The sequence below is a fragment of the Phytopseudomonas straminea genome (assembly GCF_900112645.1).
In the GTDB taxonomy this organism is placed as follows: Bacteria; Pseudomonadota; Gammaproteobacteria; order Pseudomonadales; family Pseudomonadaceae; genus Aquipseudomonas; species Aquipseudomonas straminea.
This window is the reverse complement of sequence record NZ_FOMO01000004.1, coordinates 437,253-449,799: the sequence shown is the minus strand read 5'-3', so window position 1 is coordinate 449,799 and position 12,547 is coordinate 437,253. Positions and strand designations below refer to the sequence as shown.

Below are 12,547 nucleotides of genomic sequence, written 5' to 3'. Positions count from 1 at the left end.
TGGGGTTATGAATTCAATGCAGATTCTGCGTGGCTGGGCCGCACGACATGCACACTGGCTGGCAGTCGCCGGCCTGCTCGGAGCGCCTCAGGCGATGGCTGCCGGCGAATACGCGAACTCCCCGGACGTGGGCGAGTTCATCACCGAGATGACCCGTGACTACGGCTTCGCCAGCGAACAACTGACCGCTCTGTTCGCCGATGTGGAACGCAAGCAACCGATCATCGATGCCATCTCGCGGCCCGCCGAGCGGGTCAAGCCGTGGAGCGAATACCGGCCGATCTTCATCACCGACGCACGCATCAACAAGGGCGTGGCGTTCTGGAACGAGCATGCCGAAGCTCTGGCGCGTGCCGAGAAGGAATACGGTGTACCGGCGCAGATCATCGTTGCCATCATCGGCGTGGAAACCTCCTATGGTGGCAATACCGGCAACTACCGAGTGATCGACGCGCTGTCGACCCTGGCCTTCGATTACCCACCGCGCGCGCCGTTCTTCCGCAAGGAGTTGCGCGAATACCTGATGCTGACTCGTGAGGAGCAGGTCGACCCGGCCAGCCTCAAGGGTTCCTACGCCGGCGCCATGGGGCTGCCGCAGTTCATGCCGAGCAGTTTCCGCGCCTACGCCGTGGACTTCGATGGCGATGGCCACATCAACATCTGGAGCGATCCGACTGACGCCATCGGCAGCGTGGCCAGCTACTTCAAACGCCATAACTGGCAGCCGGGGCAGCCGGTGGCAACCCCGGCCAAGGTCAAGGGCGAGCATGTCGATCAGGGCCTGAGTGCGGGGCTCGATCCGGACAAGACGGTTGGCGAGCTGCGCGCCCTTGGCTGGTCGAGCCAAGATGCGCTTGCCGACGATCTTCCGGTCACCGCCTTTCGTCTCGACGGCGCCGAAGGCCCCGAGTACTGGATTGGTCAGCCGAATTTCTTCGTCATTACTCGCTACAACCGCAGCGTGATGTACGCCATGGCGGTCAATCAGTTGTCCGAGTTGCTGGTTCAGGCCCGAGGTGCCAATCAATGACACGCTTGCCGTTCAAGCTGGCCGCCTGCGGCATCGCTGTTTTGCTGCTGGCCAGTTGTTCTTCCAGCCGGGCGCCGAGCAGCTCGTCGCCAACCCAGGCGGGCAGCTCGATGTCCGGCCCGGATGATTTCAACCGTCCGCACAAGGACGGCGCGCCCTGGTGGGACGTCGACGTCTCGAAGATCCAGGACGCCGTGCCGATGCCTCACTACGGCCCGGTCAAGGCCAGCCCCTATGTCGTGTTCGGCAAGCAGTATTACCCGCTTACCGACGCCCGTCGCTACGTGGCGACCGGCCCGGCGTCGTGGTACGGCACCAAGTTCCATGGTCAGGCCACCGCCAATGGTGAAGCCTACGACCTGTACGGTATGACCGCGGCGCACAAGACCTTGCCGCTGCCCAGCTATGTGCGGGTGACCAACCTGGAGAATGGCAAGAGCGTGATCCTGCGCGTCAACGACCGTGGGCCGTTCTATTCCGACCGGATCATCGACCTGTCCTTCGCCGCCGCCAAGAAGCTCGGGTATGCCGAGAAGGGCACTGCCCAGGTGCGCGTCGAAGGCATCGACCCGACCGAGTGGTGGGCCCAGCAGGGGCGCCCGGTGCCGATGATGATGGCGCAGCCTAAGATGGCCCAGGTGCAGGGCGCTCAGGTGGAGCAGTTGAAACTGGCTAGCGCGCCGGTCGAGCAGTACTCGCCACCACCGCAGCAGCATGCCGCCGCCACCGTACCGGTGCAGATCGACTCAAAAAAAAACGGTTCAGCCGCAGCGTCTGGCCTGTATCTCCAAGTTGGAGCTTTCGCCAATCCCGACGCTGCGGAGCTCCTGAAGGACAAGCTGAGCCAAACGGTGAGTGCGCCGGTATTCATCAACTCAGTGGCGCGCAACCAGCAGATACTGCACCGCGTGCGGCTGGGACCGATCAGCAGCCAGGGCGAGGCTGACCGGGTGCGTGACAGCATCCGCGTCGCCAACCTCGGCCAGGCGACCCTGGTCAAGGCGGAGTGAGGGCATAGCCCTCTGGCGAGCAACTAAATGGCTCGCCGCCTGACTAAGCAGTGGCTCGCTGCGATGTGGCGGCCACGTTGCACATTTACCCGCAAGGGCCTGTTCCACCTTCCAGCGATCTAGAGAGACGGATGAAAATCACCAGCTTCGCGCAACGCATCTTCCTGTCACTTACTTTGCTCGGCGCTTCCAGTGCCTGGGCAAACCAGGCGCCGCTGCCGGCTCCACCCCAACTGGCAGCCAAGTCCTACGTGCTGATGGACGGCGCCAGTGGCAACATCCTGGTCGAGAACAACGGTGACGAGCGTCTGCCGCCGGCCAGCCTGACCAAGCTGATGACCGCCTACATTGCCACGCTGGAAATCCGCAACGGCAAGATCAGCGAGCAGGACAAGGTCACCATCAGCGAGCACGCCTGGCGTACAGGTGGTGCGGCTTCCGGTGGCTCGACCATGTTCCTGCCGGTGAACAGTCAGGCCACCGTCGGCGAGCTGCTGCACGGTGTGATCATTCAGTCCGGCAACGACGCCAGCATCGCCATCGCCGAGCACATCGCCGGCAGTGAAGACGCCTTCGCCGACATGATGAACGCCACTGCCGAGCGTCTGGGCATGAAGAACAGCCACTTCATGAACGCCACCGGCCTGCCGAACCCTGAGCACTACTCCAGTGCTCATGACATGGCGATTCTCGCGCGCGCGATCATCAACGAAGATGCCGAGCACTACGCCATCTACTCGCAGAAAGAGTTTCTGTGGAACAACATCAAGCAGCCCAACCGCAACCTGCTGCTGTGGCGCGACCGCACCGTCGACGGTCTGAAAACCGGCCACACCCAGGAAGCCGGTTTCTGCCTGGTAGCCTCGGCCGTACGTGACGGCGCGCGGATGATCACCTCGGTATTCGGCACCGACAGCGAAAGCGCTCGTGCTGCCGAAACCCAGAAGCTGCTGACCTACGGTTTCCGTTTCTTCGAAACCCGTACCTTCTACCAGAAGGGCACCGAGCTGGCTCAGGCGCCTGTGTGGAAAGGCCAGACCTCCCAGGTCAAGGCCGGTCTGGCGCAGGACCTGACCCTCACGTTGCCCAAAGGCCAGCTGGAGAGGCTGCAGGCGAGTATGACTCTCAACCAGCAGATCACCGCGCCCATCGCCAAGGGCGACGTGATCGGCAAAGTAGAAGTGAAGATGGGTGATCAGGTGGTGCACAGCGCCGACCTGGTGGCGCTGGAGGCGGTTGAGGAGGGTGGTTTCTTCCGTCAGCTGTGGGATAGCATCCGCCTGTTCTTCTACGGGTTGTTTAACTGACAGCTTGCCCCCATGTTGTGATGAACGCCCTCGAACCGAGGGCGTTTCATTTTGGATCCGGGAACATCATGACCGACACCGACGTACAAGCCCCGAAAATCGAATTCCCCTGCAAGAACTATCCGATCAAGGTGATCGGTGAAGCTGGCGACGGGTTCACCGACATGGTGATCGAAGTGATGCAGCGCCACGCGCCCGACTTCGACGCCGGCACTCTGGTCACGCGCGACAGCAGCAAGGGCCGCTTTCTCTCCGTGCAGGTGCTGATCACCGCCACCGGTGTCGAGCAGCTGGAAGCCATTCATGTCGACCTGCGTGCCACCGGCCGCGTGCACATGGTGCTGTAGTGGCTGCAGCCGAACTGATCGTGCGCCATCTCGGGCTGGTGGACTATCTGCCAACCCTGGAGGCCATGCGCACGCTGACCGCCGAGCGAGATGAAGCCACGCCCGACGAGATCTGGCTGTTGCAGCACCCGCAGGTGTTCACCCAGGGGCAGGCTGGCAAGCCCGAGCACCTGCTGGCACCCGGCGACATTCCGGTGGTGCAGGTCGAGCGCGGCGGGCAGGTGACCTTTCACGGCCCCGGCCAACTGGTCGGCTACCTGATGCTGGATTTGCGTCGCCTCGATCTGGGCGTGCGTGAACTGGTCACGCTGATGGAGCAGGCACTGGTCGAGGTACTGGCGGGCTATGGCGTCGAGGCAGCGCCCAAGGCTGATGCGCCGGGCGTTTACGTGGGCGGTGACAAGATCGCCTCGCTGGGGCTGCGGGTGCGCCGCGGCTGCTCGTTCCACGGCCTGGCGCTCAACGTCGACATGGACATGACGCCTTTCGGGCGCATCAACCCGTGCGGCTATGCCGGCTTGAAGATGACCCAGTTGAAGGATCTGGTGGCGACGCCGCCTGCCTTCGATGAGGTCGCCAAGCGCCTTGAGCAGGTGCTACGTCAGTGCTTGGGCTACGTTTAATACGGTAAGCAACAAAAAAGGGACGCCGAGGCGTCCCTTTTTTGTTCGTCCGGTAGAACGTGATCAGTTGACGTTCAGCGCGGGGATCAGGCTGTTGTCGACCTGCTGGCCCGGCACCGGAACCGGTGCAGCCAGGCCCAGATTGTTCTTCTCGAACACCTTGTCGGCACGGTAGCTGGAGCGCACCAGCGGGCCGGCTGCCACTTCCATGAAGCCCATCTGCAGGCCGATGTCGCGGAAGCGATTGAATTCGTCCGGGCTCACCCAGCGCTTGACCGGAAGGTGGTTACGGGTCGGCTGCAGGTACTGGCCGAGGGTAAGGATGTCGACGCCCACGGCGCGCATGTCCTGCATGGCTTCGAACACTTCGTCATCGGTCTCGCCGAGACCGAGCATCAGGCTGGTCTTGGTGAGCACGTCGGGACGATGGCGCTTGGCGTGGGCCAGCACGTCGAGCGTTTTGCGGTAACCCGCGCGCGGATCGCGCACTTCACGGGTCAGACGGTTGACGGTCTCGACGTTCTGGGCGAACACCTCGAGGCCCGAATCCACTACGCGCTCGATGCACGCCAGGTCGCCGTCGAAGTCCGGCGTCAGGGCTTCGACCACCACCTGCGGGGTGTTGGCCTTGATCGCCTGGACGCAGGCCGCGTAATGCGCGGCGCCACCGTCGGGCAGGTCGTCGCGGTCCACCGAGGTCAGCACGATGTAGCGCAGGGCCATCAGCTCTACCGATTTGGCGGTGTTCTGTGGCTCTTCCTTGTCCAGCCAGCCGTTCGGGTTGCCGGTGTCCACTGCACAGAAGCGGCAGGCGCGGGTGCACACCGAGCCCATCAGCATGATGGTCGCCGTGCCATTGGACCAGCACTCGCCCATGTTCGGGCAGTGCGATTCCTGGCAGACGGTGCTCAGGCGATGCTCGCCAACGTTACGCTTGACCGCTTCGAAACGGCTGCCGCCCGGCGCCTTGACCCGCAACCAGCTCGGCTTGGGCTCGTACACCTTTGCTTCGGTCGAGGCGCGGCGCTTCTGACCGTCCTTGATGGCGGTAATACCCTGTGCAGTGCGGAATTTTTCGCCGCTGGCGATGGGCTTCGGGGGGGCAGTATCGGACATCGAAAATCTCGGCTCCGGTAGGGGCTGCGGTGGCGGAGGGGCAGCTTTTGACCGCCGCGCAGTGTATCACAGCGCGCGGCGGCAAGCGCCCGACCGTCTGCCCCTGTGGAGCCGCCTCGGGCGGCGATCAGGTGTCCGGCAGCTTGGCGATCACCTTGATCTCGAACTGGAAGCCATACAGCCAGGTCACGCCCACGCAGGTGATGTTCGGGAAAGGCGCGTCGCCCCAATAGTCGGGCACCACTTCCCAGATGGTCTCGAAGCGCTCTTCGGGGTTGACGATGAATACCGTCACGTCGACCACGTCGTCGAAGCTGCAATCGGCGGCCCTGAGCACCGCATTGAGATTCTCGAAGGCCAGACGAACCTGGGCCTTGAGATCCGGCTCGGGTGAGCCGTCCGGGCGGCTGCCCACCTGGCCGGATACGAACAGCAGGCCGTTGGAGCGTACAGCCGGTGAGTAGCGGTTGCGTTCGTAGAGGGCCTGGCGGCCGGCGGGGAAAACCACCTCGCGCGTTGTCATGTCGTCTCCTCTGGGCCTTTGGCCCGTTCAAGTGATGGATTCACTTTAGAAAGGCTCGGGCGCTGGATAAACCGGCCAGTTCGTTCAACACTGTTTGTAAATCCCAAACAATCAGTGGTTGAGCGGATGGACCGATTCGATGCGATGCGCGCCTTCGCCCGGGTGGTGGAGTCAGGCAGCTTCACCAAGGCAGCCGATACCCTGCACATGAGCAAGACCAGCGTGACCCAGCTGGTGCAGCAGCTCGAGGCGCGTTTGCGTGTGCGCCTGCTGAATCGCACTACCCGCAAGGTTGCCGTTACAGCCGATGGCGCTGCCTATTACGAGCGTGTGGTGCGCCTGCTCGCCGACATGGACGACGCCGAGACCAGTCTGTCCGATGCCAGTAGCCAACCCCGCGGGCGCCTGCGTATCGACGTGCCGAGCCCATTCGCGCGGATGATCCTGGTGCCCTCGCTGCCGGCCTTTTATGCCCGCTATCCGGATATCCAGCTCGATCTCGGCGCCAGTGATCGCCTCGTCGACCTGCTCGGCGAGAACGTCGATTGCGTGATCCGCGGCGGGGAGATCACCGATCAGTCACTGATGGCTCGCCGCGTCGGCGACCTGCGTTCCGGCGTCTATGCCGCGCCGGATTACCTGCAGCGCTGCGGTACGCCGCTGCACCCACAGCAGCTGGTCGACAGCCATCACCGTATCGTCGGCTTCAAGCGGGCGCGGACCGGCAAGCTGTTTGCTTACCGCATGCAACGCGGCGACGAACGCCTGGAGGTGGAAGGTCGCTACGTGCTGGCCGTGGATGACGGTAATGCCTATCAGGCCGCCGGCCTGGCCGGCTTGGGCGTACTCTGGCTACCCACTTACATGGCCGATGAGCATGTGCAGCGCGGCGAGCTGGTCGAGGTGTTCACGGATTGGCAGTTCGAGCCGATGCCCATGTACATCGCCTATCCGCCCAACCGTCACGTTAGCGCCAAGCTGCGGGTGTTCATCGAGTGGATCGTCGAGCTCATGGCGCTGCATGCGCCGGTGATCGACCGCAGCGACCGCTGAACGACCGGGCAGAGGCGATCCTGTGCCGCGGATAGCGGCGGCGTTGCGGTAAACTGCATGCCCGTTTCGCCATGATGTTCGTCGCATGTCTCGACCCAAACGCCCCGCATCGCGTCCCTACCGAGTGGCCAAGGCCCCGCCCGCCGAGCCGCGGCTGATCGTGCTGAACAAGCCGTTCGATGTGCTGACCCAGTTCAATGACGACCAGGGCCGCGCCACGCTCAAGGATTTCGTCGCCGTGCCCGGCGTGTATCCGGCTGGTCGGCTGGATCGCGACAGCGAAGGTTTGCTGCTGCTCACCAATGATGGGCAGTTGCAGGCGAAGATCGCCGACCCCAAGCACAAGCTGGCCAAGACTTATTGGGTGCAGGTAGAAGGCGAGCCCAGCGCGGAACAGCTGAAGCAGTTACGCGACGGCGTGCAGCTCAACGATGGGCCGACGTTGCCTGCCGAGGCGCGGCAATTGGATGAGCCCGAGCTGTGGCCACGCAATCCGCCGGTGCGCTTTCGCAAGAGCGTGCCCACCAGCTGGTTGGAGCTGGTGATTCGCGAAGGCCGTAACCGCCAGGTGCGGCGCATGACGGCAGCGGTCGGCTTGCCGACCCTGCGCCTGGTGCGCGTGCGCATCGGGCCCTGGTCCCTGGATGGCCTGCAGCCGGGGGAGTGGCGCGACCTGTCGCCGCGCCTCGATTGAACCGGGCGGCTTAGCCGTTGTAGCCGGCCTTGATCACGCTGATGCCCTTGATCAGCACTTCGCGCCAGCCTTGCTGGGTGGCTGCGTCAGCTTCCCTGTCGTGCTCGATGATGGTCTTGAGCAGCGCCTCCAGCCACAGATCGTAGAGCTCGGGGCGAATATCCATGGCGCTGCGTGCGTGGGTGCAGCCCAGGGCGCGCAATTTGGTGTCCGGCATACCGCGGGCGTGCATCACCAGGTTGAGAATGCCCTGGCGCAGCAGCAACTTCTGCGCGGCCATGTCGGTATTGACGAACTTCTCGCGCACGGCCGGTGAGCTGGCGAGGAAGTGCCGGTAGAAATCGTCGAAAAAGGCCGGGCTGGCACAGCAGCGTCCGTAACTTTGCATGACGCGATCGGTGGCGTTCATGTGTTTCTCCATGGGCAGCAGACAAGGCAATGCGGCGGGCGCCGCGATTCTTTTTGGTGGTTTCAGACGCTTTCCAGGCCAGCGATGACTAGGCTCTTGATGACAAAGCCGAGCACGCCCAGGCCCAGGGCGAAGAACAGAATGAAGGTGCCAAAGCGGCCGGCGCGGGACTTTTTCGCCAGGTCCCAGACGATGAACGCCATGAACAGCACCAGGCCGCCTACTAGCAGGGTCATCATCAGCTCTTCGAAAAACTCGGGTTCCATCCTGACCTCGGCGGCGATCCATCGGCTGCCGCCCAGGGTCGGGCGGCAAGGCACAACAAAGGTGTGGATATTACAGCGTTGCTGGCCAGTAGGCGTAGTTGCCCGATGGTCTTAGAACCTGTTCACGATCTTTATGCGCCTGAAGCGGTAGCTACAAGGCAAAAGCGGACTGTCTCTGCAAAGGGGGGACGACGCTTCACCTACGCGGCCCGACGCGTCCACCGCTCCAAAACCACAATGGTGGACGAAAAAAGCGTCATCCACCCTACGTCCTGACTTTCAGCGATCTCGTGGGAGCGGCTTTAGCCGCGAGTTTTTTATTGAGGCAAACATAGAGCTCGGGGCTAAAGCGCCCCTCCTACACGTTTACGAGAACGGCTACTCCCGCCACTTAGCCGCGCAGGTGCTGCAGCGGCAGCTGGGTGCTGGAGAGGATCTGCTGCAGCACGAAGCTTGAGCGTACGCTGGACACGCCATCGATCCGGGTCAGGGTGCCGAGCAGCAGCTTCTGGTAATGGTCCATGTCCGGCACCACCACCTTGAGCTGGTAGTCGGCGTCCATCCCGGTAACCAGGCAGCATTCCAGCACTTCCGGGCATTTGCGGATCTCTTCCTGGAAGTGCTCGAAGCGTTCGGGCGTATGGCGATCCATGCCGATCAGTACATAGGCGGTCAGGGTGAGCCCCAGTTGGCGGCGGTCGAGCAGCGCGACCTGGCCAGTGATGTAACCGTCATCCTGCAGTTGTTTGACGCGGCGTGAGCAAGGCGAGGGCGACAGGCCGATACGCTCGGCCAGTTCCTGATTGGATAGCGTCGCGTCGCGCTGCAATTCGGCGAGAATATTCAGGTCGTAGCGATCGAGTTTGTTCATGGTTAACCGATTTCGTTATCAGATTGCTGTTTTGGTTTGTTAATCGATTTATTATTGCGCAATTGGTTATCTGATTAGCAATGTTAGCAATCTTTCTTCACGGCCGTGGGCGTAGTCTTTACCTCAGTTTCACGGCCCGGACGACACGTCCACCCGGCTCGCCCAATCAGGGGAGCTGGCGCCGCCGACCCTACCGGGTCGTCACGGCACCCGGGTCCGCACTGCCCAACCAGGCGGGCGACGAAAGCGGCGACAGAATTGCCAGCACAGGACATCTACGAGAGGGGAGGCCGAGAGGTCTCCCCTTTCTTCTTTTCGTGCCTCAGTGATTCTTGCAGCAGGATACCCAGTGCTTCTTCTTGGACGTCTGGCCGATGCCCGGGTTGAAGGCATTGGTCGGGTCCAGCTCGCGGTAGAAGTCCGCCAGGGCCGGTTTGGCGACGTAGAGATGGCCCACGTTGTGCTCGGCCGGGTACTCGGCGCGGCGCTCGTCGAGCAGCTTCCACATCGCGTGCTCCATGGCGATCGGATCGACGCCCTTCTTGACGATGTAGTCCTGGTGGAACACGTGGCAGAAGAAGTGCCCGTAGTAAAGCTTGTGGATGATCTGCGCCTCCATGTGCGCCGGTAGCGTTTCCACCCAGTCACGGTCGTTGCGGCGCAGGGCGATATCCAGAGCGAGGATGTCCTCGACGCTGCCGGGGTGCGCCTCACGGTAGCGAATCGCCGCGCCGGCAATGGCAAAACGATGCAGAAAGGCCTTGCGGCCTTCGTCGGCGTCGCACTCGAAAAAGGCTCCGGTGCTGGCGCTGCCGAAGTACTCGGCTAGAAAACGCCTGGTTTCTTCCAGGCTGTCGTTGGCCACGCGAATCATCAGGTGATGCTCGAAACGCTCGCGGTAATCGCGCATGCGCGCCGGCAGGTGGCTGGGCAGCAGATTCATGGCCAGCTGGATGATGCGGTCGCTGACGCCGCGCAGGCCGAAGCGCTCGAAGAAGCCGTCGACCCGGCTTTTCATGGCGAAGGCAGCCGGCACTCTGGCGGTGCCGAAGCGGTCGATCAGCAGAAAAGTGTCCTTGCCATATTTCTCGCCGATATCGAAAGCGGTGCGGTGAATGTATTCACCGGCGATCGGCAGGCTCGGCAGCTGGTTGAGCAGGTGGCGGCGTACCTCGGTCAGGTCGTCCGCGGCGTTGGTGCCGATGTAGAAGACCGTACTCGGCTCCTTGGGGAAGGTGTCCAGGCGCACGGCGAACAGGCACAGCTTGCCAGCCGAGCCCGAGGCTTCGAACAGCCGTGATGGGTCGGCATTGAAACGTGCCGGCGTGTCGGCGTCGACATCGCGTACGTGCTCGCCGTAACGCTGGTCCGAGGCTTTGCCAGCTGCCTCGTTGCTGACCTGGTGCGGGCCGTAGTCGCCGCGCTGCAGGCGCGTGAGGATTTCCTCGGGGCTGTTGCCCAGGTCGATACCCAGGTGGTTGACCAGCTCCAGGGAGCCATCGGCTCTCACCTGGGCATAGAGCGCGAGCTCGGTGTAGGCCGGCCCACGGCGTACCAGCGAACCTCCGGAATTGTTGCACACGCCGCCGAGCACCGACGCGCCGATGCACGACGAGCCGATCACCGAGTGCGGCTCGCGGCCCAGGGGCGCTAGGGCCTGCTCCAGGCGGTCGAGGGTGGCGCCGGGCAGGCATATCACCTGCGCGCCGTCGTTGATCAGCTGTACGCCGCTGATACGCAGGGTGTTGATCAGCACGATTTCGCGGTCGTAATCGTTACCGTCCGGCGTCGAGCCGCCGGTCAGGCCGGTGTTGGCCGCCTGCATGATGACAATACGGTCGGCGGCAACGGCGGCCTCAAGCACCCGCCACTGTTCCAGCAGGGTGCCGGGGCGCACCACCGCCAGCACGTTGCCCTCGCCGGTACGGTGGCCCTTGCGAAAGCGCCGGGTGCTTTGCGCGTCGGTGAGCACATGGTCGCGGCCAACGGCGTCGCGTAGCTGTTTTAGCAGTGCGTCGCGGCTGATCATCTCAGAGCTCCCGAACCAGTGAATCTGCACTGATCTGGTCGATGGACCTAGCGCCGGTCAGCACCATGGCCACGCGCATTTCCTTGTCGATCAGGCTCAGCAGGTTGCTCACCCCGGCACCACCCGCAGCAGCCAGGGCATACACGAAGGCGCGACCGAGCATCACCGTGTCGGCGCCCAAGGCGATCATGCGCACCACGTCGAGGCCGCTGCGGATGCCGGAGTCGGCGAGAATCTTCAGGTCACCCTTCACTGCGTCGGCAATGGCCGGCAGCGCGCGGGCGCTGGAAAGAACACCATCGAGCTGACGACCGCCGTGGTTGGAGACCACGATGCCGTCGGCGCCGAACTTGACCGCGTCGCGCGCATCCTCGGCATCGAGAATACCCTTGATGACCATCGGGCCGTCCCAGAACTCACGAATCCACTCCAGATCCTTCCAGGAAATCGACGGGTCGAAGTTGGCACCCAGCCAGCCGATGTAATCGGCCAGCCCAGTCGGGTTGCCTCGGTAAGTGGAGATGTTGCCCAAATCATGGGGCTTGCCCATGACGCCCACGTCCCAGGCCCAAGCCGGGTGCGTGAAAGCCTGCAGCATGCGGCGCATGGCAGCGTTCGGCCCGCTCATGCCGGAGTGGGCGTCACGGTAGCGGGCACCGGGCGTGGGCATGTCCACAGTGAACACCAGGGTGGTCACGCCCGCGGCCTTGGCGCGCTCCAGGGCGTTCTTCATGAATCCGCGGTCTTTCAGTACATACAGCTGGAACCACATCGGCCGGCTGATCGCTGGTGCGACCTCTTCGATCGGGCACACCGACACGGTCGACAGGGTAAAGGGGATGCCCTTGTCCGCCGCTGCCTTGGCGGCCTGCACTTCACCGCGGCGCGCATACATGCCGGTCAGGCCGACCGGTGCCAGGGCCACCGGCATCGACAGGGTCTCGCCGAACAGCTTCGTTTCCAGGCTCAGCTCGGCCATGTTCTTCAGCACGCGCTGGCGCAGGGCGATACCTGCCAGGTCTTCGACGTTGCGCTTGAGGGTGTACTCGGCATAGGCGCCGCCATCGATGTAGTGGAACAGAAACGGCGGCAGGCGCCGCTGGGCAGCAGCGCGGTAATCGGTGGAGGCAGAAATGATCATGGGCTCTATTCCGAGTCTGGGCTGGCGCGTTGCCGCGGCAGCTACAAAGCCCGGACACTGTCGCGGGCTTTGGGTGTGTAGCACGCCCGGGGCAGGGCGCTGCGTTTGTATTCAAGTGCGCGTGGCCG

The 12,547-nt window shown here is 63.4% G+C and carries 14 protein-coding genes; 7 read left to right on the top strand and 7 right to left on the bottom strand.

Going from position 1 to position 12,547, the window contains the following annotated elements; genetic code table 11:
• Positions 1-16: 16 nt before the first annotated feature.
• From mltB to lipB, 5 genes are all read left to right on the top strand, one after another.
• On the top strand, positions 17-1,030 hold the full coding sequence (gene mltB, locus BM279_RS12595; RefSeq protein ID WP_093504285.1) for a lytic murein transglycosylase B: 1,014 nt from the start codon (positions 17-19) through the stop codon (positions 1,028-1,030).
• Positions 1,027-2,040, top strand: coding sequence for a septal ring lytic transglycosylase RlpA family protein (locus tag BM279_RS12590; protein WP_093504165.1), 1,014 nt, complete (start codon positions 1,027-1,029; stop codon positions 2,038-2,040). Before mltB ends, BM279_RS12590 begins: the two co-directional genes overlap by 4 nt.
• 131 nt (positions 2,041-2,171) lie before the next feature.
• A complete protein-coding gene (locus tag BM279_RS12585) occupies positions 2,172-3,347 on the top strand; it encodes a D-alanyl-D-alanine carboxypeptidase family protein (protein ID WP_093504164.1) in 1,176 nt (391 codons plus the stop codon).
• 68 nt (positions 3,348-3,415) lie between these two features.
• Entirely contained in the window at positions 3,416-3,694 is a 279-nt protein-coding gene (locus BM279_RS12580) for a DUF493 domain-containing protein (RefSeq protein ID WP_093504163.1), read from the top strand.
• Entirely contained in the window at positions 3,694-4,317 is a 624-nt protein-coding gene (lipB, locus tag BM279_RS12575; protein ID WP_093504162.1) for a lipoyl(octanoyl) transferase LipB, read from the top strand. Before BM279_RS12580 ends, lipB begins: the two co-directional genes overlap by 1 nt.
• A 63-nt stretch (positions 4,318-4,380) precedes the next feature.
• Here the strand turns inward: lipB and lipA are convergent, their stop codons facing one another.
• Together lipA and BM279_RS12565 are read right to left on the bottom strand one after the other, a co-directional pair.
• Positions 4,381-5,433: a lipoyl synthase gene (gene lipA, locus BM279_RS12570; protein ID WP_013792704.1), complete on the bottom strand. Its 1,053-nt coding sequence runs from the start codon at positions 5,431-5,433 to the stop codon at positions 4,381-4,383.
• A gap of 127 nt (positions 5,434-5,560) precedes the next feature.
• The gene (locus BM279_RS12565) at positions 5,561-5,956 is read right to left on the bottom strand and encodes a RidA family protein (RefSeq protein WP_093504161.1); all 396 of its coding nucleotides are present in this window, start codon (positions 5,954-5,956) and stop codon (positions 5,561-5,563) included.
• Between the two features lie 126 nt (positions 5,957-6,082).
• Here BM279_RS12565 and BM279_RS12560 point away from each other — a divergent pair, with 126 nt between their 5' ends.
• Both BM279_RS12560 and BM279_RS12555 read left to right on the top strand, forming a co-directional pair.
• Complete coding sequence (locus BM279_RS12560; RefSeq protein WP_093504160.1) at positions 6,083-7,009, top strand: LysR family transcriptional regulator; 927 nt, start codon at positions 6,083-6,085, stop codon at positions 7,007-7,009.
• An 85-nt stretch (positions 7,010-7,094) separates the two neighbouring features.
• Positions 7,095-7,703 carry a pseudouridine synthase gene (locus tag BM279_RS12555; RefSeq protein ID WP_093504159.1) on the top strand — a complete coding sequence of 203 codons (609 nt, stop codon included), beginning with the start codon at positions 7,095-7,097 and terminating at the stop codon, positions 7,701-7,703.
• Positions 7,704-7,713: 10 nt separating this feature from the next.
• On the opposite strand, the gene BM279_RS12550 is transcribed toward BM279_RS12555, so the two are convergent.
• From BM279_RS12550 to lldD, 5 genes are all read right to left on the bottom strand, one after another.
• Positions 7,714-8,112 (bottom strand): globin, encoded by a 399-nt coding sequence (locus tag BM279_RS12550; RefSeq protein ID WP_093504158.1) that lies wholly within the window; start codon positions 8,110-8,112, stop codon positions 7,714-7,716.
• 62 nt (positions 8,113-8,174) lie between these two features.
• Positions 8,175-8,378 carry a DUF2788 domain-containing protein gene (locus BM279_RS12545; protein WP_093504157.1) on the bottom strand — a complete coding sequence of 68 codons (204 nt, stop codon included), beginning with the start codon at positions 8,376-8,378 and terminating at the stop codon, positions 8,175-8,177.
• Between the two features lie 391 nt (positions 8,379-8,769).
• Positions 8,770-9,249, bottom strand: a complete 480-nt coding sequence (locus BM279_RS12540) for an Lrp/AsnC family transcriptional regulator (protein ID WP_027903635.1) — start codon at positions 9,247-9,249, stop codon at positions 8,770-8,772.
• A 322-nt stretch (positions 9,250-9,571) separates the two neighbouring features.
• Entirely contained in the window at positions 9,572-11,278 is a 1,707-nt protein-coding gene (dld, locus tag BM279_RS12535) for a D-lactate dehydrogenase (protein ID WP_093504156.1), read from the bottom strand.
• A gap of 1 nt (position 11,279) precedes the next feature.
• Entirely contained in the window at positions 11,280-12,419 is a 1,140-nt protein-coding gene (gene lldD / locus BM279_RS12530; protein WP_093504155.1) for an FMN-dependent L-lactate dehydrogenase LldD, read from the bottom strand.
• Between the last annotated feature and the right edge of the window lie 128 nt (positions 12,420-12,547).

Coding starts and splice junctions, on each gene's coding strand:
- BM279_RS12555 (WP_093504159.1), top strand. CDS start 7,095: ATGTCTCGACCCAAACGCCCCGCATCGCGTCCCTACCGAGTGGCCAAG.
- BM279_RS12590 (WP_093504165.1), top strand. CDS start 1,027: ATGACACGCTTGCCGTTCAAGCTGGCCGCCTGCGGCATCGCTGTTTTG.
- BM279_RS12550 (WP_093504158.1), bottom strand. CDS start 8,112: ATGAACGCCACCGATCGCGTCATGCAAAGTTACGGACGCTGCTGTGCC.
- lipA (WP_013792704.1), bottom strand. CDS start 5,433: ATGTCCGATACTGCCCCCCCGAAGCCCATCGCCAGCGGCGAAAAATTC.
- BM279_RS12580 (WP_093504163.1), top strand. CDS start 3,416: ATGACCGACACCGACGTACAAGCCCCGAAAATCGAATTCCCCTGCAAG.
- BM279_RS12585 (WP_093504164.1), top strand. CDS start 2,172: ATGAAAATCACCAGCTTCGCGCAACGCATCTTCCTGTCACTTACTTTG.
- lldD (WP_093504155.1), bottom strand. CDS start 12,419: ATGATCATTTCTGCCTCCACCGATTACCGCGCTGCTGCCCAGCGGCGC.
- BM279_RS12560 (WP_093504160.1), top strand. CDS start 6,083: ATGGACCGATTCGATGCGATGCGCGCCTTCGCCCGGGTGGTGGAGTCA.
- BM279_RS12565 (WP_093504161.1), bottom strand. CDS start 5,956: ATGACAACGCGCGAGGTGGTTTTCCCCGCCGGCCGCCAGGCCCTCTAC.
- mltB (WP_093504285.1), top strand. CDS start 17: ATGCAGATTCTGCGTGGCTGGGCCGCACGACATGCACACTGGCTGGCA.
- BM279_RS12540 (WP_027903635.1), bottom strand. CDS start 9,249: ATGAACAAACTCGATCGCTACGACCTGAATATTCTCGCCGAATTGCAG.
- BM279_RS12545 (WP_093504157.1), bottom strand. CDS start 8,378: ATGGAACCCGAGTTTTTCGAAGAGCTGATGATGACCCTGCTAGTAGGC.
- dld (WP_093504156.1), bottom strand. CDS start 11,278: ATGATCAGCCGCGACGCACTGCTAAAACAGCTACGCGACGCCGTTGGC.